We start from the raw sequence: 21,616 nt of genomic DNA, 5'->3' as shown, positions 1-21,616 counted from the left end.
TCTGGCCACGGCACCTGCGCCCCCTACCGGGGGTTCGCTGGGCTGTCCCGACCCACGAGGGCGGCGGGCGTGAAATCGGGGCAGGCGAGCCGAGCGTCCGCTTCCGACAGGTAGCGGTCGATCAGCACACAGCGGTGCGGCTCGGGCGTGCCCGGTGCGGCGTTCTCTCGGAAATGCACGCAGCCGCGGCACGGCTCGCTTACCTGCAGGGCACCCGCCTCACGCAGGCTCCACACCAGGGCGCCCAGGTGTCGCTCCAGGCTCATCAGATCATCGGAGTCGAGGCGCCCGAGCGCCTCCGCCAGCGTTTGGCCCCACCCATCGAGGTTTCGGCACACGGCCTCACCCTGCGGGGTGAGTCGGAGGAGCGTCACCCGCCGGTCGGATGGACTGGGCTCCTTCGCCACCAGCCCGCGCCGTATCAGGCCATCCACCACACCGATCGCCGTCGCGTGGGTGGTCCCCAACTCCGCTGCGAGCCGCCCGACCGACGCGAGGAACGGCTTAGTGTGCCGGATGAACAGGAGCGTCTGAGCCTGCACCGGCGTGAGCCCCTGCTCCTCCGCCTCGGCGAGGGAAAGTTTCTTCACCGCCTGGGCCATGCGGAGCAGCGCCATCCCGACGCGAGCTGCCGGGTCGTTCCGCCGGCGTTCAGGGTCGTAGAGGCTCACCCGTCAGAACGCTCCCTCTCGCAGGTACGGCTGGCTCCAGAGGGTCACCTGCAGGAGCACCGCCTTCAGCCACGCTTGATGCATCCGCTCGACCTCCGCCGGGTCCGACTCCCCCTTCTCCAGGAAGGGACGGATGGTCGCGAAGATAGGGTAGATCAGGGCGTTGACGTAGCGAAAGTGGATGAACGGGGGCGCGCCCTGCACGCCGTCCGTCTTGTTCTTGTCCTGATAGTGCCGGCGGGCGATCTCCTCCTGGTAGGCCAGCCAGGACTCATCGTACTCGGCCCGGCACGTGTCCAGGATCCACTGGCCGAATCGGGCGCGGACCCGAGCGAGATAATCCGCATCCGGCCCATCCGGCGTCGAGAAGTAGGCCAGCAGGAAGTCATGGTTGCCGACGAACCCGTACCAGACGTCGAGGATGTCGGAGACCTGTGGCGCCAGGATCTCGCCCGCGCGACGCAGAGCCCGGACATCGTCCTCGGTGAAGAGAAGAGCCTGCTGGATCCGGTGCAGATCGTCCAGCGAGATCGACGAGGGTGGGAGCGACGGGTCGCCGTAGCGATAGCCGGGGATCTGACTCACTGCCATGCGCGGCCTCCTTTCGCTAGAAGATATGTAGGATACCTACATAGTAGCGAGGTGGGCCGCGCTGTCAAGCGGTGGCTCCGCCACGCGGCACAAAAAAAATCGCACCCGGCACCACACGGTGCCGGGTGCGTGATCGCGTGCGAATCAGCGGGAGCGACCCCCGAGCGCGGCAACGAGCCGCCGCGCGCCGGTGCGCTCACTCTCGGGCTGTCCCGAGGCGTAGCGCTGTCGCAATTCCTCCAGTGAGTACCACCGGTCGTCGTCGATCGGCTCCCAGCGGTCGCTGCGCAGCAGCGCCGCCACAAAGTCGGGGTTGAGCGTCCCCCGGCTCAGCGTGCCGGTGGAACCGATGAACAGTCGCCGCTCGCCGTGCCGATCTTCGACGACGAGGTCGCCCGGCTTGCTCGGCGAGGCAGCGATGATTCGCAGCAACTCTCGTTCGGTCACTCTAATCCTCCGTCATGCCACGGGCACCGCCCGTGGGGCGCATCACCGTTGATGCGCCTATTGATGAGACGCCGCGATAGCAGGGGAAGTTCCCGAGCGCACGACCCGATCCAGTCACGCGGCACCAATCCCCGGCGCGTGCAGCAGGAACCGTGCCCTGGGATCAACTTCCGGCGTCACTACCAGGTCTGACGAAGGTGCGCGAGGGGGAAGATCGGGAGGCCCGGCTGCGACCCGATCAGTTGCACGGCAGCCTCCTCATCGCAGGGCCGGACGTAGAGGAGGTAGACAACCTCGCGCGGCTGCCCCGGCTGGCTGACGCTGATCGTCTGGGTGCGGACTGGCATGTTCGCCCGCTCCAGCTTTTCCCTCCAGCGCGCCACCTGGGCAGGATCCCGCGTGGTCGCTACACAGACGACTTCCGGTGGATCGAGGAGCGTGACGCCGGCCGCGTCGCCGGAAACAACCTCCACGGCACCACTCCCGTCACCTTCGGCCTCAGAGCGCCTCGTTGCGCTCCCGGCGTACCATACCAGGCGAGGCCGGTCGTTCCCACCTGTCCGACTAGCCCACCAGACCTGTCCAAACCGTACCCGATCTGGTGGTCGGGTGGAATGTTTATTCCGTCACAATCTCTGTGCCAGCCATGGCATGGTCGCAACGCGGACCAAGACATTGCCGCAATCCTATCCTCGCCATGGCAACGCATCTGACACGTTGCGACAGTGACTGTTGCGACCACGTGATCCTACGGCGGTTATCGTATCCCTAGCACGACGTATGACCCGCATAACAGCGATGTGACCCTGCCTCACTCGCGCCGCGCGCAACGCGATCCATCGTCCTACTAGAGCGGCTGAACTGGTTGCGAGGACACCATGAACGCACAGGCTCCTTTGCCGGCCAGGACCGCGGCGTGGTCCGAGGTTCGCTGCGTCGCCAGCACCATCTCTCTGGCAGCACGGCGCCGAATACATCTTCGGCACGAGCACGTTGGGTTGTGCCTGCATTTCGCCGACGGGACGTCCGCACCGGTCTACCGAGAGACGGTCGTCGACCGGGTGCCAACGGATCCCTGCGTCCTGGTGGTAGCCTTCAGGCTGCGGGCCGTGCGCGGCCGGGGCCATACCCTTTTCCGCCGGGAAAGCCTGCTCAACACCCCGCTGTTCGTCGGTTTCCCCGGCTTCATCTCCAAGCTATGGCTCGCCAACGACGAGCACGGGGTCTATCGCGGGGTCTACGAGTGGGACGGACCCGAGCGCGCTCAGCACTACGCCCGCAGCCTCTGGCAGGTGCTCGCAGTCGTGTGCGTTCCGGGCTCGATTCACTACCAGGTGCTACCCGGTCTGCGGCGGGACGACCTGCTCGCGGCTCCCGAGCGGCTCGAAGCCACCGCACCCAAGGACTTCGAGGCATGGTGGCGGTTGGTGGCGACGTCATGAGCCGGACGGCCGACGTTCTGGTGGTGGGCGCCGGACCGACCGGTCTCACCCTGGCGCTCCAGGCACACGCCCTCGGCGCGCGGGTCAAGATCATCGACCGGCGCCCCGATGCATGGCGGCCGTCCCGTGCCCTGATCCTGCACCCCCGCACCTTGGAGGTCCTGCGCCCGCTGGGTGTCACCGAGGCGATCCTGGACCGGGCGGACACCGCACCCGAGGTGCACCTGCGCCTGGGCTCACGGGTGGTCCGTGTCTCCCTCGCCGGGTTCGCGCTGCCGGACACCCCCTTCCCGCACCTGACGCTGGTGCGGCAGACGGACGTCGAGGAGGTCCTCGATCGAGCACTTGCGGCGCGCGGGGTCGTGGTGGAGCGAGGAACCGAACTCGTCGACCTGGAACACGGGCCATCGAGGGTCCGGGCCACCCTCCGGTCACCCGCCGGGCTCCAGCACGTCGACTGCACCTACGTCGCCGGGTGCGACGGTCCGGAGAGCACCGTGCGCCGCCTTGCCGGCATCGGGTGGCAGGGAAAGCCGTACGCCGAAGACGTCGTGATCGCCGACGCGGAACTCGATGCCGATCTCACCCCCGGCGTCGCCCACGTCGCCGCGGGGCGCGACGGCTTGGCGTTCGTCTTCGCCCTTGGTGAGCGGGCAACCTGGCGCATCCTGGCGACCTATCCTGCCGGACGCGACCCGATCCCCTACGGCCAGCCGGGGCCACCGATCTCCCGCAGCGAGCTGCAGGCACTCCTCGACGCGGCGGGTCTCGACGCTCGGATCACCAGTCTGGCGTGGTCGGCGCGTTACGCGCTGCAGCTCCGGCTGGCGTCCCGTTTCCGCCAGGGGCGCCTGTTCCTCGCGGGCGACGCCGCCCACACGTCCTCCCCTGGAGGCGGCCAGGGGATGAACGCCGGCATCCAGGACGCCGTCAACCTCGGCTGGAAACTCGCCTGCGCCGCCGCTTCCGACGACCCGGCCACGTTGCTCGACTCCTACGACCTCGAGCGCCGACCCGTCGTGCGGCAGATCCTTCGAATGACCCACCTGATCTTCTGGGCCGAGGCGGCCACCGGCCCACTCCCCTCCTTGCTCCGTGGGGTGTTTGCCCCGCTCGGCGCGCCTCTCATCCCCGCCATCCTGGGCCGGCGCCGGCTGGTCGCGGAGGGCGTCCGCTTGGTTTCCCAGTTGCGGGTTGCCTACCCGGATAGCCCCCTCTCGGTGGAGGGTTCTCCCGCCCTCCCAGGAGGCCCGAGCGCAGGCCGACGCCTTCCGGACGCGACCGTCACCACCGACGGCGGACAGCACACCCGGCTGCACGCCCTCCTCGCCCAACCGGGGTTCCACGTGCTGCTGCACCGCAACGCCGCACCCATCGAGCACACGTCCTTTGGCCCCCACGTCGCTGTCCACCGGCTGTCGAGCATCCCCGGCACTGGCATGGTCGTCGTCCGCCCCGACGGCTACATCGGCTTACGCTGCGGCATCGCCGATTCGGCCCAGCTCCGGTCCTGGCTCACGCTCGCCGGCGCCAGTGTGCCGGCTCTGACAGCGACCTCGGACGAGCGCTCCTGACCGTCGCTTCGCGGCACTCGGCTCGCGGCCGGACACTGCGACTTCGGGTACAATAGGCGTATAGAGGCATGGGTACCGGCGCGGGACGACTGCCGGACTCGTGTGTCTCGCCCCCGTAGTTCAGCGGATAGAACGGCGGCCTTCTAAGCCGCATGTCGCAGGTTCGAGTCCTGCCGGGGGTACCACCGACAACCGCATGCAGAAGTGGAAACCAGAGTCCGGGGCGGCGTCGCCCCGGACTCTCCATTTGCTCCCCACATTGAGGCAGATGGGCGCAGGTTGCGCAGCCGACCCAGTGACGTTGGTGAAGAATCCAATCATCGGCCCGGTACCGATGTTGCTTCTCTGGAACAGATGGGGCCAGGACTGTACCCAGGAGCCCAACGCCTAAAGGGCCACGCAGGCACTAGTCGTCATCATCATCATCGTCGTCGTGGTCGGCCGCGCGATCACGATCGTGGTCGTCGTCCCAGTGCTCGCGCTCGCCGTGGTCGTCCTCGTCGTCATCGACGTACCCGCGTGCGTTCGCTTCGACCTCGGCGAGCGCAGGGCCGGGGCCCGCCCAGCGCAGTACGCCGCTGAACCCCGCGTCGTCGAGCCGATCGAGCGTGACCACCAATCGATCAGAGCGCCCATGACCCGCGCAGATGGCCGTGAGCGCAGCCCCGTCGAAGCGATCAACCGGTCCCGAGCAGAGCGGCACGTGGTCAACGGTCCGGAGCTGAATCTCGCCCACACCTTGACGGCGCGCCAGGCCGATCGCGACGTCGAGCGGCATCGTGCCCGTGCCGGTACCGCGTAGGAGGATGCGGTCCCCCTTCCCGGTCAAGGTCTCCCCGCTGATCCGCACGTCGAGGTTCGTCGGGAGCGCCGGCACCGGCACGTCGGCCACCGTCAGGCTCGCTGACTGCTCAGCCGGAGCGTCGAGCAGGCGATCGGGCGTTCCGGCCGCGACAGCCCAGCCCGGCGCGTAGGGACCAGTCACGGCCCAGAACAGGACGCCGACAGCGACCAGGCTGGTCGCGGCGACCGCGGGGCGCCCCCAGCGGGCGAGGCTCCGGGCGCGCCAGGCGATCGCCGCGACCACCAGGAGCACGCTGCCAACGTAGATCGCGGTCGCCCACAGCGTGCGGGTGTCAGTCCCGGTTCCGAGCCCGTGGAGAAGGGCCAGCGGGAAGAGCAGATACGTCAGCGCGTGGAGCGCGTGCCAGGTGCGATAGCTGATCCACCGGCGCACCAGGACGCTCGCGCCGACCGCCAGACCCAGCTCCACGGCGATGATGCCGAGGCTCAGCCAGAGTGGGCGATAGTCGCTGGCGAACGGCACCAGGACGTCACGGAGCCCGAAGCGCGTGAACGGATCGAGCAGGAGCGTCGCGGCGTGGACGACGACGAAGGCAAAGAAGCCGAGCGTCAGCCAGCGGTGCGCTGCGTCGAGCAGGAGCCGGGGCACCCGCCGGCCCGCGGCACGGCGATTCAGGGCGATGCCGAGCACGACCGCGCCCGTGAGCAGGAGGTAGGCCACCATCCCGCTCCCCCGCGCAACGTACCAGGTCAGGCTCAGATCAAAGTTCGTATCCATCTCATGCTCCTTCACCGGCTGAGGACTCAGCCGGCCATCCACCGACGGTGACCACCGCCCCCGCCCGATCGCGGAAGCGGCCGGCCAGGCCGCGGCGCACCACCCACGCCGGTCCGTCGTCGTCGAGCAGCCAGGCGACCTTCGCCGCCACCTCGGCGACGACGCAGCTCCCCGCCGCGACGGTGACGACCTGCCACCGACTGACGCCGGGTCGCCCAGTCCGTGGATCGATCAGGTGGTGGAGCACCTGGCCCTCACGCGTCCACTGGCGACGCCCCAGGCCGGAAGTCGCGAGCGCGCCGGCCGTAAGCCGCACCACCGCCTCGTCCGGTGCGTCGGGAGTGAGCGCGATGCCGCAGCGCCAGCCGCCTTGAGGCGGTGGGCCAGTCACCGCCAGATCGCCACCCGCGCTCACCAGCATCCCGCAGGTCAGGTTGCCGAGGGTGCGAAGCGCTAAGTCGACGAGGAGCCCCTTGCCGATGCCACCGAAGTCGAGCCGGACACCGGGCGGCAACGTCACCGTGCGATTCGCGCGGTCGACGCGGATGCCTGTCCAGCCGCCTCCTGGTCTGGGCAGCCGTGCGGGCCCCGGCCCCTCGGCTTCGATCCGCTCGATACTCCGGTCGTAGCCCGCGGCTTCCAGCGCGTCCCGAATCGTCGGGTCGAAGAGGCCATTCGACGCGGCGGCAGCCATGATCGAGCGCTCCAGTGCCTCGATGAAGAGCGCCGAAGCCGGTTGGGGCTCGCCGGGCCGGCGCTCCAGCCGCCGAAGCTCGCTGTCCGGCCGGAAGCGGCTCAGCGTGCGATCGACCAAGTCGACGCACGCGCGGACGTGCCCCACCACCTGGTCGAGCCGGGCCGGTTCGGTCACTGCCACGGTGATCTCGCTGCCGAGCGCGGGAAAGCTGGTGCTTGCCACGGTCTCCTGAGTAACGACTGTCATGATGCGGCTCCCCACTACGAGGTCGACGATCGAGCATGCGGCTGCGTGATGATCTGTCCCCCCACGCGGGGCGAGTCGGGCGAGAGCGAGAACCCGCGCAGCCCCTCGGTGAAGAGCGACTGGCTCGGCATGTCACCGGCAATGACCTGCGCCGGCAGCACAGGCGTCGGCTGCTCCGCCGCGGCTTCTGAGGTGTCGCGCATCGCGAGTGTCGAGAACGCGACAGTCGCAGCGGTGCCGACGAGCAGCACGCCCCACCGGATCGCACGAAGCTGCCGGGAGAGCCGCGCTCTCTGGGCATAGCCGGGTCGCGGCCCGGACTCCGAGTGTGTGGTGTTGCCTTGCACGTGACGCAGTGGCTCGTCGTTGTTCATGGTCACCGCCTCCTCGCAGTTACCGTTGACGTGGATGGACGTTGGGTGCCGAGCGCTCCGTCCCCGTGGGCTCTCGCTCGGCGTCCACGGTCACGGTCTCGACCGAAATGGCCCCGGTCGGGCAGAGCCGCGCCGCTTCGCGGGCCAGCGACTCAAGTTCGGCCGGGAGTTCTTTGGCCTGGAGCCAGGCATAGCCCCAGTCGTCCAGCGCGAAGGCCTCAGGGAGGAACTCCGCACAGAACCCGAAAGCCGTACAGCGGGTCGGGTCGACCCGGACGCGCACCTTACGCTGCGGCATTGAGATCACCTTCCTCGTAACCGGGCAGGATCACCGTCTCCGGCCGACCGCAGCCGCCGCCGAGCGCGTGTCGCCTGATGTCGTCCGCGAACACCTCCAGCGCGGTACGCGCGGCGATCGCGGCCCCGTCCAGGTGACCGCAGGCACCCCGGCCCGGCAGCATGCGCTCCGCCCACAGGTGCAGGCGGTCACGCTCACTCGGGCTGGCCGTGCCCCGCAGGAGCCGGGCGAAGACGTCCGCCATCGCTCGTGTCCCGTAGAGACAGGTCCCACACTGTTGGGCCGACTCATCCGCGAAGAAGCGCATGAGCCAGGCGGCTTGCGCCAGGCCACAGATCCAGTTGGGCACAACGACGATGGCCCCCGCGCCGAGGGAGACGCCCCAGGCTCGCAGCGACTCCGGTTCCAGCCGTGCGCCCTGCTCCAATGCGTCGGGTCCCAGCCATCCGGCGAAGTAGCCGCCCACGAGCATCGCCTGGATCGATGCACCGCCAATGACTCCGCCCCCCAGCTCCTCGACGATGTGTCGGAGCGGCACGCCGCTGGGCACCTCATAGACACCGGGCCGGTTGACGGCGCCGGAGAGCGTCACGAGGAGCGTCCCGGGAAGGTTCGGCGCCCCGACCTCGCGCAGCCAGTTCGCGCCGTGGCGGGCGATCAGCGGGACGTTGCCGAGCGTCTCCACGTTCTGCACCAGTGTCGGCCGCTTCCCCACGCCCCGTTCCGACGGGCGAGGCGGCTTGAATGTCGGCTTCGCCGGCCCACCGTTGGCCCGGCGGACGGCCGCGGAGGACTCGCCCGCCACGTAACCCGGCGGCGCGGTCACGATGCGGAAGTGCGGCGTCTGCACCCCATCGGCCCGCAGTTCCCGCAGCGCCAGCTCGAGCGACGCCCGAACCTCGGTGGCCGTGGCGTGGAGGTAGAGCACGATCTCCCGGGCGTCGATCGCCCGGGCTGCGAGCAAGGCCCCTTCGAGCACCAGGTGTGGCCGGCGCAACAGCAGGGTGCGATCCTTCGCACTCGCTGGTTCAGACTCCGCCGCGTTCACCAGCACCACGCGCGGTGCAGGCTGCGCCGCCACCCCGTGCCATTTCCGCCCGGTCGGGAAGGCTGCACCACCCCGACCGCGAAGCCCGCTCGCGGCGATGAGGTTCCGCAGCTCCTCAGGCGACCATGCCCATCCCTCGGGTGCATATCCTCCCTGGGCGCGGTACTCCATCAGCGACTCGCGCCGGGTCACCCCGGGGATGAGGAGTCGGTGGGTCTCACCGACCGGGTGGTGAAGCGTCGCACGCTGCCGCTGTTCAACTGCCATGGTGCCCTCCTGCCGTGCTCTCCCTCGTCGCGCGGACGTCCGCCGAGGCACTGCGTGCGCCGTGGCGAACGTGCCTGTCACCCTGAGCCTAGACGGCGCCAATGAGAGGTCGATGAGGACTGGATGAGAGAATTCCCATGGACCAGGGATGGCAGCGTGGGGAGACCGCGGTGGGCCGCCCGTCGGGCCAATGGCGGGCGGCCTCTTTCCGCGCTCTCATCAAGTTCCAATCTTGGTACGCTAGGCTTGGGCCGGTGACGGACCGGACTGGAGGAGAACGGCGCAGCGATGGCCATCCTGGTAGTCGAAGACGAGCAACGCCTGGCGCGCCTGCTGCAGCGCGTGCTCCAGGACGAGGGGCACACGGTCCATCTCGCGTACGACGGTGTCACCGGCCTCGACATGGCGCTGCGCGGCGACTATGACCTCGCGATCCTTGACCTCATGCTCCCGGACCTGGACGGCGTCGAGATCTGCCGCCACTTGCGCGCCGCTCGGGTGCGGACACCCATCCTCATGCTCACGGCTCGGGGCGCGGTCGAGGATCGGGTCACGGGGTTGAACGCCGGGGCGGACGACTACCTGGTAAAGCCGTTCGCCATGGCGGAGCTGGTGGCGAGAGTCAACGCACTGCTCCGGCGCGCCCGGGGCACGGACGGCCCGCCGACGATCCTGCAGGTTGCCGACCTCACGCTCGATCTCCTCCGGCATGAGGCGCGCCGCGGCGGGCAGGTGATCGAACTCACACCGAAAGAGTTCGCCCTGCTCGAGTACCTCATGCGCAACCCCGGGCGGGCGCTCACCCGCTCGCAGATCATCGATCGAGTCTGGCAGTACGACCTCGACTCGCTCTCGAACGTGGTCGATATCTACATCCACTACCTGCGCGACAAGATTGACCGTGGCTTCGACCGCCCGCTCATCAAGACGGTGCGCGGCGTCGGCTACAAGATCGAGGGCTAGCAGCAGTGCGGTTGGCAACCCGGGCAATGCGGGAGCGGCTCGCCTTGCCGCAGCAATTCCGTCGCTGGCGATCACGGCATCGCGACCCAGCCACGGCGCTGTTCCGTGGACTCCGCCTACGGCTGACTCTTTGGTACAGCGGGGTCCTGACCGTCTCCCTGCTGCTGGCAGGGATCGGACTCTACTTCGGAGTGGAGCGGCTCGTCCTTCGGCCCATCACACAGGACGTGGATCGGCAGGTCGCTCAGATGGCACGGGACTGGGCACGTGAGGGGCGTCCGCCCTGTCCCCTCCCCGGAGCCTCGCGGTCCGTGTCGTTCTACGCCGTCTGCTTCGAAGTCGACGACGACGACCTCGAACCGACCGACGACGTCAAGGAGCTTGAGCCCGAGCCGCCCCACGAGTTCCTCGACGACGACCTGGCCCACCGCGCGCTCGCGCAGGGCACCGCGTCCGACGTCATGGACGGCGGCCACGAGGTTGGGGCGCTCTATCGCACGGCCCAGGTGGTGCGCGATCGCTCGTCGGGGTCGGTGCTCGGCGTCGTCCAGGGCGGGCGCTCAATCGCCGAGCAGCGCTCGGCTCTCGCTGCCCTGCGGACCATCCTGCTGGCACTCGGTGGGGTGGCACTGCTCGTCGCGACTCTCGGCGGGCTTTTCCTCTCCGGACGGGCGCTGGCTCCTGCGCGCCTCGCCTTTGCCCGCCAGCAGGCGTTCATCGCCGACGCATCACACGAGCTCCGGACCCCACTCACCCTGCTCCGGGCAAACGCCGAGGTTCTCCTACGCCGCCGCGACCGATTCGACCCGGAGGACGCGGCGCTCCTGGAGGATATCGTCGCCGAGACGGCACATATGGATCACCTCGCCTCCAACCTCCTCACCCTCGCGCGCCTCGATGCCAATCGGCTGCAACTGGAGTACGACGTCGTGGACCTCAGCGAGCTAGTCGCGGCGATCGCGCGCCGCGTGGCCGCGCTCGCCGCGGAGCGGCAGATCGTGGTGGAGGTAGCTGCGGACAGGCGCGTCGTCATCGTCGGCGACCGGCAGGCACTGGAGCAGGCCGCGCTCATCCTGGTTGACAACGCCTTGAAGTACACGCCGCCGGGCGGCCGCGTCACGCTGCGAACCGACACCAGCGACGGCGAGGCGCACCTGGTGGTCGCAGACACCGGCGTGGGGATCGATCCCGCCCACCTGCCGCGGCTGGGCGAGCGCTTCTACCGCGTGGACAAAGCGCGCTCCCGGGAGACGGGCGGCGTCGGCCTTGGTCTGGCGATCGCGCGCGGGATCGCCACGGCACACGGCGGAACTCTGCGATTGGAGAGCCAACCGGGCCGGGGGACGACCGCCACGCTCACCTTCCCCGCCAAAGGGCCCGGCCGCGCCCCTGAGAACTAGCCCGGTTGCGTGCCGCCGTGTCGGGCGGGACTTCGGCGCACCGCGCGGGGCCGTTCAATTCCGGGTTCGGGTGCGGCCCGTTGGAGCAGTAGGCCCAGTTGTCCCGGATCCGGCCCGCCGCTGAGGTGTCTCACGCCGCGCGGCGGCGTCGCAGGATCAACCAGCCGGCTCCGCCGCCCGCTGCGACGAGGGCAAGCGCTCCCGCGGCGGTCGCCAAATCCGCACCAGCGCGGGACCGTAGCGATTCGCCCGGAGGGGTCCTGATCGGCCGCACATCTCCGACCGCACCCGCGTCCCCGCTCTCCAGTGGCGTGTCCTCCCCGACTCCAGGGTCGCGGATAATATGTCCCGCGGCAACCTCGTCCGGGCCGACACCCCCGGCCTTGAACGGGTCCGGCGGGATGACCTCCACATCAGGCGGGACCGGGGTTCCCGGCCCGAGCGCGGCGATGTCTGCCGAAACGGCCACCCGCCCTGTACCGTCGCAGACGCTGGTGCTCAGGACGCCGCCTGGATTACCCGTCGCGAAGACGATGTACCGCTCGCCGACCTCGAACGCAACCGTGCAGTCGCCCAGGCCGTTCCCGCCCTCCACGTCGAAGTGGGTCTGCGCCGGGCCCTTCCATATGGTCTCGGCCGCGAGCGTCACCCGGGTGCTTCCGAAGACCTGAGCAATCGGCCGTTCGACCTTTTGGACCTGCCCGACGAACACCACGTCGGCTCGCTCAAACCGCTCCTCCGTCGTCATCGCGAGGCAGGAGCACGCAAGCGCACGCATCGGCAGCAGCGCCACCACTGCAACCGCGACCACTACTAACAGTGATCCAATGCGGGGCCGCGTTATCGCCACCTAATCGCCTCCTCAGCATATGACACGCGACGGCCGTTATGTCGCCTGCCTGACTAACGTCACGGGGCCGGGACAAGTTCCCGTCACCGCGAGCGCGCCGGGGCGACGTGCTAGAATCCGGGAGGAGCGAGCAACGCGCGCCGTGGCAGGACCGGCCGGAGTGGCCTGGAGAGGGAACCAACATGCGTGTGACGATCCGCTACTTCGCGGTGCTGCGCGAGGCAGCCGGGCGCAGCGCGGAGGAACGGGTACTCTCACCCGGCACCTCGGTTGGTGACCTCCTCGACCGACTCGCCGAGGATTACCCCATCGTCGACCGTCTCCGGGCGTACTCACGGGTCATGGTTAACCAGGAGTACGTCCCCCTCGACCATCCGCTCTCCGACGGCGACGAGTTCGTCATCATCCCGCCGGTGTCGGGCGGCGCCGGTCCTTTCCGCGTCGTTCAAGAGCCGATCGACCCGGACGAGGTGACCGCCGCGGTCGCCGCGCCGGACGCCGGCGCGATCGTCACCTTCCAGGGCACCGTGCGCGACAACGCGCGTGGCCGCCGGGTCCTCTACCTGGAGTATGACGCGTACCCCGCCGCGGCTGAGAAGACCCTGGCGCAGATCGGCGACGAAATCCGCGAGCGCTGGGGCATCGACCGCGTCGCCATCACGCACCGGATCGGCCGCGTCGAGATCGGGGAGCCCAGCGTCGTCATTGCAGTCGCCTCACCCCACCGCGCCGAAGCATTCGACGCCTGCCGCTACGCGATCGACCGCATCAAAGAGATCGTCCCGATCTGGAAGAAAGAGGCATACGAGGGCGGCGAGACCTGGATCGGCAGCGAGGCGGCCTACCAGGAGAAGTTCGGCCACTCGACATCCCGCAAGTGACGCCGCGCCAATCGAATACGCCGAGCGCTGGGACGGCATCCACCGGTGCGGACCGTACCCAGGATGAGTTGTGTGAGGAATTTCGCGTCGTGCTTAGGGCCCGAGGGAAACCCTCGGGGCTCACCAAGAAAGCCCGTTGAAGCGGGCTGGGGACGCAAGGCCCAATTGGTTGCCGGATCGATTCAGCCCAGATGTAGACAAGGGAGCCCCTCCAGGGGGCTTTTCTTTTTCAGCCCGGGGTGAACCCCGGGCACGGGCCACAGCGCGGGAACCATCGCGCCATCGGTACCGGAAACGGACGGCGTCACCGGATCGCTCAGACGACCAGTCCACCACACTGCAACTAGGCACGGCTCCCGACGGCATCGTCCCACCGATGCCCTTCGAGGCACACGACGCCCTCCGGGCCGACCACGGCGCTGTGTTCGACGCCGGCCGGGAGATCTAGCCGATCGCCTGCATGCATCTCGATCGAGCCGTGGGGCCGCAGGTCGAAGCGGATCGACCCTTCGACCACGTAAATCACCTTGTGGTACGGGTGGGAATGCACCGAGTAACGGTCACCCGGCCCGTTGCTCCAGCGGTAGGGGCGCAACCCCTCCGCAGCGAAGCGCGACAGGATCGCCTCCTCGCTGGCGGGTTGGGTGCTGTTCCAGGGCGTGTGAGTCGCCCCCGTCCGTTGCGCCTGCGTCATCCAACGCTCCCCTTCCCCGGCGGGGTGGGCGCTCGGCGCGCGGGCCAGCCTGCGCGCCACGGCGGGCATCACCCCTCGTCCTCGACGTCGGGAAGCATATTGAACTCCGTGCCGGAGATCGACAAGACCACCGCGTCGTCCTCAACCTGCCCGACCAGATCGGCCGGGATGCGCTTGTGCTTGCGCCCGAAGAGGCCGTGCTGAACCGTGAACGCGGTCAGTTCCCCGTTGGGATCGACGATCACCTGATCGACCGTGCCCAATTTTCGGCCGTTCGATCCCTTGACCGTCATTCCCGCTCCGATGGTCGGGAACGCTACCGCGTCCAACTCCTCCTCGACGTCCACCTCGGTACCCCGCCCCGTCGTGACCGTAACCTCTTCACGGACGGTCGTCCACGCTTCGGGCGAGGCACCCTCCTCGGCAGTCGGGGCCGACTCCATCACCTCGCCTGCCTGCGCGAGTGCGGTGCGCGGCACCTCGCCGATCAGGTGCCCGCTCTCGTCCACGACCGGCAGCCGGTCGAAGTCAATCTCTTCCCCGAGCTGGGACCTCGCCTGCTCCAGCGGCAGGTTCGGGTCGAGGACCGGGAACTCGCGCACCATGTAGTCGGCCACCGTGGCATCTGCCGGCACCTCGTTCTCGCGCATGATATCGCGCCACTGGATCACGCCGACCGGGCGGTCTTCCTCCACCACGATGAGCGACCGGATTGTTTGCGCTTCCATGCGGCGGCGAGCGGTGCGCACCGTCTCGTCCGGCCCGATGGTATCCACCTCGGGGACGATGACGTCGGAGACGCGCATCTCTTCCACCATCTATCACCACTCCTTCCAAGAGCCCATCGTGCCGGAGCCTCCCGGCATCGGGGCCTGCCAGGGCTTTCGCAATGCCTGTACCACCCAGGGGCCCCTCATACGTTCGCCGGAATCGCATCGCTCGATCCCGGCACGGACTCCTTGCGGCGCCGCATGGACACGGCTACCATGGCGGCGACCCGCAGGGGTGGGAATGAGTTCGGCGCCGGTTCGGCGCCCCCAAGAGAGCAAAGGAAAGAGCGAGATGACTGCGGAGATCTCCCGGCTCATGGAGTTGGTCGACGCCGCGGCGGATGAGGTGGTCCGCCTCACTCAGGATCTGGTGCGTATCCCGACCGTCAACTTCGGCACGCCCGAAAGCGGGGACGAGATGGCCGCCGCCACCTTCCTCCGCGACAAACTGGCCGAGGACGGAATCGACGCCACCATCTACGCCGCGTCGGAGAACCGCGGCAATCTCGTCGCCACCCTGGGTGACGGTAACGGCCCACGCCTGCTCTTCATGTCGCACACCGACGTGGTGCCGGTCGAAGATCCGGACCAGTGGACCTACCCGCCATTCAGCGGGGAGATCGCTGACGGGCGCATCTGGGGTCGTGGTGCGTCCGACATGAAGGGCACTGTCGCGGCGCAGGCAATGGCGTTGATCCTCCTCAAGCGGGCCGGTGTTCCCCTCAAGGGGACGCTCACCTTCGCCACCTGCGCTGACGAAGAGGCGGGCGGCGCCTACGGGTTCGGCTGGATGGCCAAGCACCACCCCGACGTGCTCCGCGCCGACTTCGCGGTCAACGAGGGCGGCGGCGGCCCGGTGCGGCACGACGGTCGTCTGATCTACCCGATCTCTACCGGGGAAAAGGGCCGGCTGGAGATCCATATCCGCATCCGTGGCCGGGGCTGGCACGCCTCTCAGCCCTGGCGGGCCGACAACGCCATTTACAAGGCTGAGGAGGTCATCCGCCGCATCCGCGCCTGGCGCCCCGAGGTCTCGACCCGGGCCGAGATCTTCCAGCACCTGGACACCCTTGCGGGCATCACGGAGCCGGTGACCGACGAGAACATCGATCAGGTGCTCGCCGAGTTGGAGAAGCGGAATCCGAACCTGGCCTCAATGCTCCGCGCCGCCTCGCGGATGACGCTGGTCGCCACCATGATTCAGGCCGGGGTGAAGTCGAACAGCGTGGCCGAGGCCTGCACCATCATCTGCGATGTGCGCAGCCTGCCGTGGCAGGACGTCGAGTATGTCCGGAGCCAGGTGGCAGGTATCCTGGAGGGGCTCGACGGGGTCAGCTTCGAGGTGATCGAGACGGCGGTGAGCAACGCATCGCCGTACGACTCCCCCTTTCGGGAGGCCGTGGAGGCCGCCACGCGCGACGCCATCGGCGTCGACGACATTGCCTTTGTGCCCGGCATCTCGGTCGGGTTCACCGACTCGCGCTTCGTGCGACCGCTCGGGAACGTCACGTACGGCTTTGTCCCGTCGGCGCCCACCGACGACCCCTCCCGCTCCGGTGCACACAACATCAACGAGTCGATTGGCATCGACAGCGTCATCGCCGCTACCAAGTTCCATGTGGCGCTCGCCTATCGTCTCCTAACCCGCACGTCGTAGGTCGAGTGCGCGGCCGGGATACCGGCCGGCATCTATCGGCCGACATCCCGGTCCTGCGGCACGCGCACGATCGCGCGCATGGTCTACGTGGATGGTGAGGAGAGACAACCCCGGGGACGAGTCAGGCCCATCGCCCGGCCAGCACCGGCAACGCTACTCGCCGCGGGTGGGCTGGGTCGTCTCCACCGTCTCGCTGTTGTGACCGATTCGGACACGGGTCCGGCTGAGGAGGAACAGCGCCAGAGTGAGCGCGACGATGATGCCAGCGTTGACTCCCAGGTCGATCACCGCCTGCCGGAACTCCTCGGCATCAAGCCGCTCCACACTCATAGCCGCGCCCACCGCCAGGATGCGGCGTGTGGCGCTGATTGCCGCGATGAACAGAAAGGGCAGGAGGGTGAACGCCTGATCGCGCAGGTAGGACAAAACCGTCGCCAACACCTCCATGATGATGAGTACCAGGAGGAGGTCGTTGATCAGCGTGACCATGGTCACCGGAAACTCCTGCCTGGTGGTAGCGGTGACCGTCTCCAAGAAGGCGATCACGCTGTAGCCGAGCATGACGACCGCAGCGGCCAGAAAGAGGAACGCGGTCGCGCTGTAGACCAGCCCCTGCGCGTACTGGGAGATGCGGAGGAACCGCTGCCCAGCCGGTCCGGTGAAGGAAACCGCCGCGGTATGCACCTCCGGATGCCGGACCTCAGACTTCGTCATCTCGCTGACCATCCCTTCGCCCGACGTCGGCTGCTCCTGAGAGCGCCTGGGGCGGAGGCTGGCACAGCTCGTGCCAGCGGCGGTGCGTCAGATGAACGTCACGGTGTTCAAACAAGGGGGAACACGGCTCGACCATGCTCCCCTTTGTTCCCCGATGTTGCACCTGACCCGCCGCGCTACCGAACCTTAGGCAGCTCGGTCCTCACTGGGGTGCAACGCGACGCTGGATCAGCGTCACTCGCCTACAGCCACCGCTGGAACCACCCGGCGATCGCTTCGAGGCGCTCGAGCCGGTGCCGCGGCTGCCCACCGCGCGACAGACCGTGGCTCTCGTTCGGGAAGCGCACGAACTCAACTGGGCGCCGCAGCACCTTGAGCGACACGAAGAGCTGCTCGGCCTGCTCGATCGGGCAGCGGTAGTCCTCCTCGCTGTGGATGATAAGCAACGGCGTCTTGATGTTCTCGACGTAGGTAATCGGCGACAGGCGCCAGTACAGCCCCGGGTCCTCCCATACCTCGGCACCGAACGTCATGGCGCTGGTGGAATAGCTGATGTCGTCGGTGCCGTACATGCTGACGTAGTTCGAGCAGCAGCGCTGGGTGACGGCGGCCTTGAAGCGATCGGTGTGGCCGATGACCCAGTTGGTCATGATCCCGCCGTAGGACCCGCCGGTCACGCCGAGCCGCTGCTCGTCGATCCCGCCCAGGCGGATCGCTTCGTCGACGATGGCCATGAGGTCCGGCATGTCGGCCTCGCCCCACGCCGCGTGCAGCTTGGCCGCAAACTCCTCGCCGTAGCCCGTGCCGCCGCGCGGGTTGCTGTAAAGGACCGCGTAGCCCAGCCCGGCCAGCATCTGGAACTCGTGCATGAACCCGTTGCCGTACTGGAGGTGCGGCCCGCCATGGATCTGCAGGATCATCGGGTAGCGCACACCGGGCCGCGCACCGGGCGGGCGCAGCAGCCAGCCCTGGATCCGTGTGCCATCCGGACTGGTCGCCCAGATCTCCTCCGGCTCCGCCAGCTCGACCTCCTCCAGCCACTCGCGGTTGACGTCGGTCAACTGCCGCTCATTGCCGCCGTCCGGCCCGCAGGCGTAGATCTCACCCGGGCTCGTCGGGGTCGACGCGGCGAAGACGAACCCGGCATCGCCCGGTATCGGCACCACCATGCCGACCCGGCGCTGTCCGCCGATGACCCGCTCGATCCGGTTGTCCGCCAGTGACACCCGGAACAGGTGTGTGTTGCCGTGGTCGCTGGCCAGGAAGTGAATGGCCTCCCCACGGCTGTCCCAGGCCACCGGGGAGGAGGAGAAGCGCGGGATGTCGCCCAGGGTTGTGTCGCCGGCAGAGCGGTCGAGCGCGGCCGTGCGCGGTACCGGCGCACCGCCTCCGGCCAGCACCGTCCACACCAGGACGTTTGCGTGATCGGCACGGCGATAGTCACTTGGGCCGAGGAGGGCGATTGTCGTCCCGTCAGGCGACCAGACCGGCTCGGACCAGGCACCCGGCGCGCAGGTGATCTTTCGCGGCGGACCACCCGCCGCCGAGACGGCCCAGATGTCCTGCAGGACGCCGAGCTCCCAGTCCGGGTGACGCGCCGCGGTGAAGGCGATCTCGTGCCCAGTCGGCGACCACGCGGGATCACGGTGCTCGTACGGCCCGTCGGTGATCTGTCTGGCCTCGGGCATTGACGGGTTGCTGGGGTCAAACGGGACGACCCAGATCTGGCGGTACTTGTCGTCGAGGAATCCTTCGCCGTCGAAGCGGTAGCGGATCGTGCGGATCACCCGCACATCCGAATCGGACTGCTTCTCCGGCCCGACTTTGCTGACGAACGCCAGCGCATCGCCGCGCGGCGACCACACGGGCTGCTCCACGCCCTCCGGAAGGTTGGTGAGCTGTCGCGCCTCCCCGCCGTCGGCCGGCAAGTACCAAAGTTGAGGCTTGTCCCCGCCGCGTGTGGAGAGGAAGGCCAGCCAGCGCCCGTCGGGTGACCAACGGGGCGTGCTGTCGCGCGCCGTCCCGGCGGTCAGTGGCCTCGGCTCCCCGCCGGCCACCGGCACCGTCCAGATCCCGCTCCGGTAACAGTTCTCCTTGCGGTACATCCGGGTGACGACGAAGGCCACCAGTGTTCCGTCGGGCGAGACCTGCGGGTCGCTGACCATCGCGATGCGGAACAGGTCGTCAGCCCGGATCGGTCGTTTCTGCACCCTTCCCTCCTCCACAAACGACCCACACCGCGCGACCGGTCATCACAACTCATACCCGCGCGCGGCGGTATTGACCAGCGTCCCCACGAGGGCGCCGATCAGGGTCAGGAACAGCGAGAGGAAGAAGACCGGCACCATCTGGATCGACGCGAAATTCGTCAGACGCGCCGCGAAGTCCGGTGCCACCAACGCGGGCCCCGCCAGCAGCAGCCAGTAGAAGACAGCCGCCGCGCCGGACGCGAGCGCCGCCTCGATGAGCACCCGCCGCAGTTCGATCACGAGTAGGGCCAGGATCACCCCGACCCCGACGTCGCCCAGCGCCGTCAGCCAGTAGGGCAGCCGCACCAGCGCACCCGGGCCGATACTACTGGCCGCCGCGGCGTAGAGGGCACAGAGCACCCACCCCGCCAGCAACACCTCCACGGCCGCCCGCCAGCGACCTCGCTGGCTCGCCACCTCAGTGCCCATCGACGATGCCTCGGTAGGGGATGAGGACCTCCTCGGCCACGTCCCCGCTCTGGACTGCCACCCGCATCTGGCCGCTCACCGTCCACTCGACGGAGGGGGCACCGATCTGCTCCTCGAAGGTCTGCCGCGTGTTGGCGAACACCTCGCCCACAACGACCTGGGAGTGGCGCTCGCCACCGAGCAGGGTCAGCCCGTCGAGCGAGAGCCGCCCGGCCGCCACTGAATGCCCGTTTGCCTGGATGGTCGCGGTGATGTCGATGACGCGCACCGGCACGTCGGAGTCGTTCCAAAGGAGCAGATCCACTTCCAGACCTTGCCGGTCTGGCCGGACCCGAACCGCCTCCAATTGCAGCCCGAGCGACTGGAACGCCCGCCAGGAGCGATTCCACCCCGCGACGCCGGGGAGGACGTTGACCGCCGTCAGCACCGCCACCAGCGCCAGCGTGCCCAAGAGGAGGCGGTCGGTACGGCTCATTCGGCGGGCGTCTCCGGTGCTGGTCCGATCGGCCCGCGGATGACCGCCATCACCCGCTCGCCCGCACGGTACGGCGCCTCTCGCGGCGGAATGAGGAGGAAGGCGTTGGCGCCGACTAGGGAGAGCAGTCGCGCCGACGCCTGGGGACCGGTGTTGCGCGCATGAAGGACGCCCGACTCGTCCGCCCACACCAGGCCGCGCTGGAACTCCAGCCGATCGCCGCTCTGGACATCGTGGGTCAGCACCACCGGCACTGGCCGCGGCTGCACGTCGCGCCGCCCGGCCATCACCCGTAGCGCGGCATTCACAAACACCTCGAAGCCGACGAGGGCCGATACCGGGTTGCCCGGTAGGCCGAATACGAGCGTGTCACCCACCGTCGCGAAGTTCAGCGGCTTACCCGGCTTCATGAAGAGCCGCCTGAAGTGCACCGTACCCAGGTCGTCGAGAATCTCTTTGACGAAGTCCTTGTCCCCGACAGATACGCCCCCCGACGTCAGGACGATGTCGCTGGCCGCGATCCGCTCCTCCAGCAGGCGGCGGAGGGCTGCCGGGTCGTCGGGTCCGCGGCCGGACCACACCACGTCAGCTCCGGCGCGCCGGGCGGCCAGCACCAGCGAGAAGCGGTTCGAGTCGCGGATCTGCCCCGGTCCCGGCTCCTGAGCGGGATCGACCAGCTCATCCCCGGTCGACAGCACGCTCATTCGCGGCCGCCGGAAGACGGGCACCTCCACCTTGCCCAGGCTGGCGAGCAGCCCGATCTCGGCCGGGCCGATCGGCGTCCCCGCTTCGACGAGCACCTGATCCCGCCGCAGATCGGCGCCCACCGGCCTCACGTTCTCCCCGACCTCCACCTGCTCCTGGTGGATGACCACGTGGTCGTCGCGCAGTTCCGTGTTCTCGACTGGTACCACCGCGTCGGCGCCGGGCGGCAGCGGCGCCCCGGTGGTGATGCGCACAGCCGTTCCCGGCGTCACCTCGACTGAGGTCTGGGACCCCGCGAACTGCTCACCGATGATCTCGCGCCAGGGTGAGACGTCTCCCGCGATCACGGCGAAACCATCCATCGTGGCAGCCGGGAAGGGCGGCAGGTCCTGGTCGGCGATCAGCGGCTCTGCCAGCACCCGATCCCCGGCCTCCTCGAGCGGCACCCGCTCGACCGGCAGTGGCCGCACATGGCGCAGGATGATCTCGAGGGCCTCGTGCGGCGGCAGCAGGCGATCGCCCATCGGCATCAGACCAGACCTCCTCCAGATGCGGGAGCACCAACCGGCCGTATCTTAGCACGCGCCCGGCG

Annotated in this window: 23 protein-coding genes and 1 tRNA gene; 7 read left to right on the top strand and 17 right to left on the bottom strand. The window is 68.7% G+C overall.

All coding sequences use genetic code 11. The features are described from left to right. Window positions 1-23: 23 nt before the first annotated feature. The 4 genes from STHE_RS03795 to STHE_RS03780 form a co-directional block, all read right to left on the bottom strand. A complete protein-coding gene (locus STHE_RS03795; protein ID WP_012871246.1) occupies window positions 24-671 on the bottom strand; it encodes a MarR family winged helix-turn-helix transcriptional regulator in 648 nt (215 codons plus the stop codon). A gap of 3 nt (window positions 672-674) precedes the next feature. After that, a complete protein-coding gene (locus STHE_RS03790) occupies window positions 675-1,262 on the bottom strand; it encodes a protoglobin domain-containing protein (protein WP_012871245.1) in 588 nt (195 codons plus the stop codon). A gap of 144 nt (window positions 1,263-1,406) precedes the next feature. Further along, window positions 1,407-1,709, bottom strand: a complete 303-nt coding sequence (locus tag STHE_RS03785; protein ID WP_012871244.1) for a hypothetical protein — start codon at window positions 1,707-1,709, stop codon at window positions 1,407-1,409. 179 nt (window positions 1,710-1,888) lie between these two features. Beyond that, window positions 1,889-2,182, bottom strand: a complete 294-nt coding sequence (locus STHE_RS03780) for a hypothetical protein (RefSeq protein ID WP_012871243.1) — start codon at window positions 2,180-2,182, stop codon at window positions 1,889-1,891. A gap of 405 nt (window positions 2,183-2,587) precedes the next feature. Between STHE_RS03780 and STHE_RS19640 the strand changes: the two genes are divergently transcribed. The 3 genes from STHE_RS19640 (at window position 2,588) to STHE_RS03765 (ending at window position 4,910) form a co-directional block, all read left to right on the top strand. After that, a complete protein-coding gene (locus STHE_RS19640) occupies window positions 2,588-3,151 on the top strand; it encodes a hypothetical protein (protein WP_012871242.1) in 564 nt (187 codons plus the stop codon). Continuing rightward, complete coding sequence (locus tag STHE_RS03770; protein ID WP_012871241.1) at window positions 3,124-4,725, top strand: FAD-dependent monooxygenase; 1,602 nt, start codon at window positions 3,124-3,126, stop codon at window positions 4,723-4,725. The genes STHE_RS19640 and STHE_RS03770 overlap by 28 nt, the downstream gene beginning before the upstream one ends. A gap of 109 nt (window positions 4,726-4,834) precedes the next feature. Continuing rightward, a tRNA-Arg gene (locus STHE_RS03765) sits at window positions 4,835-4,910 on the top strand. A 221-nt stretch (window positions 4,911-5,131) separates the two neighbouring features. Here the strand turns inward: STHE_RS03765 and STHE_RS17785 are convergent. Genes STHE_RS17785 through STHE_RS03740 form a run of 5 tightly spaced genes read right to left on the bottom strand, consistent with a single transcriptional unit; the run spans window position 5,132 to window position 9,237 of the window. After that, on the bottom strand, window positions 5,132-6,307 hold the full coding sequence (locus STHE_RS17785) for a ferric reductase-like transmembrane domain-containing protein (RefSeq protein WP_012871240.1): 1,176 nt from the start codon (window positions 6,305-6,307) through the stop codon (window positions 5,132-5,134). A gap of 1 nt (window position 6,308) precedes the next feature. Continuing rightward, window positions 6,309-7,250 (bottom strand): FAD:protein FMN transferase, encoded by a 942-nt coding sequence (locus STHE_RS03755; protein ID WP_012871239.1) that lies wholly within the window; start codon window positions 7,248-7,250, stop codon window positions 6,309-6,311. A 14-nt stretch (window positions 7,251-7,264) separates the two neighbouring features. Then, the gene (locus STHE_RS03750; RefSeq protein WP_012871238.1) at window positions 7,265-7,624 is read right to left on the bottom strand and encodes a hypothetical protein; all 360 of its coding nucleotides are present in this window, start codon (window positions 7,622-7,624) and stop codon (window positions 7,265-7,267) included. 19 nt (window positions 7,625-7,643) lie between these two features. After that, complete coding sequence (locus STHE_RS17780) at window positions 7,644-7,922, bottom strand: ferredoxin (protein ID WP_012871237.1); 279 nt, start codon at window positions 7,920-7,922, stop codon at window positions 7,644-7,646. After that, on the bottom strand, window positions 7,909-9,237 hold the full coding sequence (locus STHE_RS03740; RefSeq protein ID WP_012871236.1) for an NADH-ubiquinone oxidoreductase-F iron-sulfur binding region domain-containing protein: 1,329 nt from the start codon (window positions 9,235-9,237) through the stop codon (window positions 7,909-7,911). Before STHE_RS03740 ends, STHE_RS17780 begins: the two co-directional genes overlap by 14 nt. Before the next feature lie 288 nt (window positions 9,238-9,525). On the opposite strand from STHE_RS03740, the gene STHE_RS03735 reads away from it, so the two are divergent. Continuing rightward, window positions 9,526-10,200, top strand: coding sequence for a response regulator transcription factor (locus STHE_RS03735; protein ID WP_012871235.1), 675 nt, complete (start codon window positions 9,526-9,528; stop codon window positions 10,198-10,200). An 11-nt stretch (window positions 10,201-10,211) separates the two neighbouring features. Further along, window positions 10,212-11,600, top strand: a complete 1,389-nt coding sequence (locus STHE_RS17775) for a sensor histidine kinase (RefSeq protein ID WP_148219890.1) — start codon at window positions 10,212-10,214, stop codon at window positions 11,598-11,600. A 130-nt stretch (window positions 11,601-11,730) separates the two neighbouring features. Here the strand turns inward: STHE_RS17775 and STHE_RS03725 are convergent, their stop codons facing one another. Next, window positions 11,731-12,450, bottom strand: coding sequence for a hypothetical protein (locus STHE_RS03725; RefSeq protein ID WP_012871233.1), 720 nt, complete (start codon window positions 12,448-12,450; stop codon window positions 11,731-11,733). Window positions 12,451-12,632: 182 nt separating this feature from the next. On the opposite strand from STHE_RS03725, the gene STHE_RS03720 reads away from it, so the two are divergent. Further along, complete coding sequence (locus tag STHE_RS03720; RefSeq protein ID WP_012871232.1) at window positions 12,633-13,331, top strand: molybdenum cofactor biosynthesis protein; 699 nt, start codon at window positions 12,633-12,635, stop codon at window positions 13,329-13,331. A gap of 343 nt (window positions 13,332-13,674) precedes the next feature. Here STHE_RS03720 and STHE_RS03715 read toward each other — a convergent pair whose 3' ends face one another. Next, the gene (locus STHE_RS03715; protein ID WP_041398786.1) at window positions 13,675-14,025 is read right to left on the bottom strand and encodes a cupin domain-containing protein; all 351 of its coding nucleotides are present in this window, start codon (window positions 14,023-14,025) and stop codon (window positions 13,675-13,677) included. Window positions 14,026-14,093: 68 nt separating this feature from the next. Beyond that, window positions 14,094-14,843: a CBS domain-containing protein gene (locus STHE_RS18695; RefSeq protein ID WP_012871230.1), complete on the bottom strand. Its 750-nt coding sequence runs from the start codon at window positions 14,841-14,843 to the stop codon at window positions 14,094-14,096. Between the two features lie 244 nt (window positions 14,844-15,087). Here STHE_RS18695 and STHE_RS03705 point away from each other — a divergent pair, with 244 nt between their 5' ends. Then, window positions 15,088-16,452, top strand: coding sequence for a M20 family metallopeptidase (locus STHE_RS03705; RefSeq protein WP_012871229.1), 1,365 nt, complete (start codon window positions 15,088-15,090; stop codon window positions 16,450-16,452). A 153-nt stretch (window positions 16,453-16,605) separates the two neighbouring features. On the opposite strand, the gene STHE_RS17770 is transcribed toward STHE_RS03705, so the two are convergent. The 5 genes from STHE_RS17770 to STHE_RS03680 form a co-directional block, all read right to left on the bottom strand. Further along, complete coding sequence (locus STHE_RS17770; RefSeq protein ID WP_012871228.1) at window positions 16,606-17,166, bottom strand: phosphate-starvation-inducible PsiE family protein; 561 nt, start codon at window positions 17,164-17,166, stop codon at window positions 16,606-16,608. Between the two features lie 242 nt (window positions 17,167-17,408). Next, window positions 17,409-19,376, bottom strand: a complete 1,968-nt coding sequence (locus STHE_RS03695) for a S9 family peptidase (protein WP_012871227.1) — start codon at window positions 19,374-19,376, stop codon at window positions 17,409-17,411. A 42-nt stretch (window positions 19,377-19,418) separates the two neighbouring features. Next, window positions 19,419-19,844 carry a hypothetical protein gene (locus STHE_RS03690; RefSeq protein WP_012871226.1) on the bottom strand — a complete coding sequence of 142 codons (426 nt, stop codon included), beginning with the start codon at window positions 19,842-19,844 and terminating at the stop codon, window positions 19,419-19,421. Then, complete coding sequence (locus tag STHE_RS03685; protein WP_012871225.1) at window positions 19,834-20,319, bottom strand: hypothetical protein; 486 nt, start codon at window positions 20,317-20,319, stop codon at window positions 19,834-19,836. The genes STHE_RS03690 and STHE_RS03685 overlap by 11 nt, the downstream gene beginning before the upstream one ends. After that, window positions 20,316-21,554 carry a molybdopterin molybdotransferase MoeA gene (locus STHE_RS03680; protein WP_012871224.1) on the bottom strand — a complete coding sequence of 413 codons (1,239 nt, stop codon included), beginning with the start codon at window positions 21,552-21,554 and terminating at the stop codon, window positions 20,316-20,318. The genes STHE_RS03685 and STHE_RS03680 overlap by 4 nt, the downstream gene beginning before the upstream one ends. Between the last annotated feature and the right edge of the window lie 62 nt (window positions 21,555-21,616).

It is taken from the genome of Sphaerobacter thermophilus DSM 20745, assembly GCF_000024985.1.
GTDB lineage: Bacteria > Chloroflexota > Chloroflexia > Thermomicrobiales > Thermomicrobiaceae > Sphaerobacter > Sphaerobacter thermophilus.
This window is presented reverse-complemented; position numbering and strand designations above follow the sequence as displayed.

Bases quoted from the DNA above. Each gene is read 5' to 3' on its own strand.
- STHE_RS03790 (WP_012871245.1), bottom strand. From the start codon at position 1,262: ATGGCAGTGAGTCAGATCCCCGGCTATCGCTACGGCGACCCGTCGCTC.
- STHE_RS19640 (WP_012871242.1), top strand. From the start codon at position 2,588: ATGAACGCACAGGCTCCTTTGCCGGCCAGGACCGCGGCGTGGTCCGAG.
- STHE_RS03770 (WP_012871241.1), top strand. From the start codon at position 3,124: ATGGTGGCGGTTGGTGGCGACGTCATGAGCCGGACGGCCGACGTTCTG.
- STHE_RS17785 (WP_012871240.1), bottom strand. From the start codon at position 6,307: ATGGATACGAACTTTGATCTGAGCCTGACCTGGTACGTTGCGCGGGGG.
- STHE_RS03755 (WP_012871239.1), bottom strand. From the start codon at position 7,250: ATGACAGTCGTTACTCAGGAGACCGTGGCAAGCACCAGCTTTCCCGCG.
- STHE_RS03750 (WP_012871238.1), bottom strand. From the start codon at position 7,624: ATGAACAACGACGAGCCACTGCGTCACGTGCAAGGCAACACCACACAC.
- STHE_RS17780 (WP_012871237.1), bottom strand. From the start codon at position 7,922: ATGCCGCAGCGTAAGGTGCGCGTCCGGGTCGACCCGACCCGCTGTACG.
- STHE_RS03740 (WP_012871236.1), bottom strand. From the start codon at position 9,237: ATGGCAGTTGAACAGCGGCAGCGTGCGACGCTTCACCACCCGGTCGGT.
- STHE_RS03735 (WP_012871235.1), top strand. From the start codon at position 9,526: ATGGCCATCCTGGTAGTCGAAGACGAGCAACGCCTGGCGCGCCTGCTG.
- STHE_RS03720 (WP_012871232.1), top strand. From the start codon at position 12,633: ATGCGTGTGACGATCCGCTACTTCGCGGTGCTGCGCGAGGCAGCCGGG.
- STHE_RS03715 (WP_041398786.1), bottom strand. From the start codon at position 14,025: ATGACGCAGGCGCAACGGACGGGGGCGACTCACACGCCCTGGAACAGC.
- STHE_RS18695 (WP_012871230.1), bottom strand. From the start codon at position 14,843: ATGGTGGAAGAGATGCGCGTCTCCGACGTCATCGTCCCCGAGGTGGAT.
- STHE_RS03705 (WP_012871229.1), top strand. From the start codon at position 15,088: ATGACTGCGGAGATCTCCCGGCTCATGGAGTTGGTCGACGCCGCGGCG.
- STHE_RS17770 (WP_012871228.1), bottom strand. From the start codon at position 17,166: ATGACGAAGTCTGAGGTCCGGCATCCGGAGGTGCATACCGCGGCGGTT.
- STHE_RS03690 (WP_012871226.1), bottom strand. From the start codon at position 19,844: ATGGGCACTGAGGTGGCGAGCCAGCGAGGTCGCTGGCGGGCGGCCGTG.
- STHE_RS03685 (WP_012871225.1), bottom strand. From the start codon at position 20,319: ATGAGCCGTACCGACCGCCTCCTCTTGGGCACGCTGGCGCTGGTGGCG.
- STHE_RS03680 (WP_012871224.1), bottom strand. From the start codon at position 21,554: ATGCCGATGGGCGATCGCCTGCTGCCGCCGCACGAGGCCCTCGAGATC.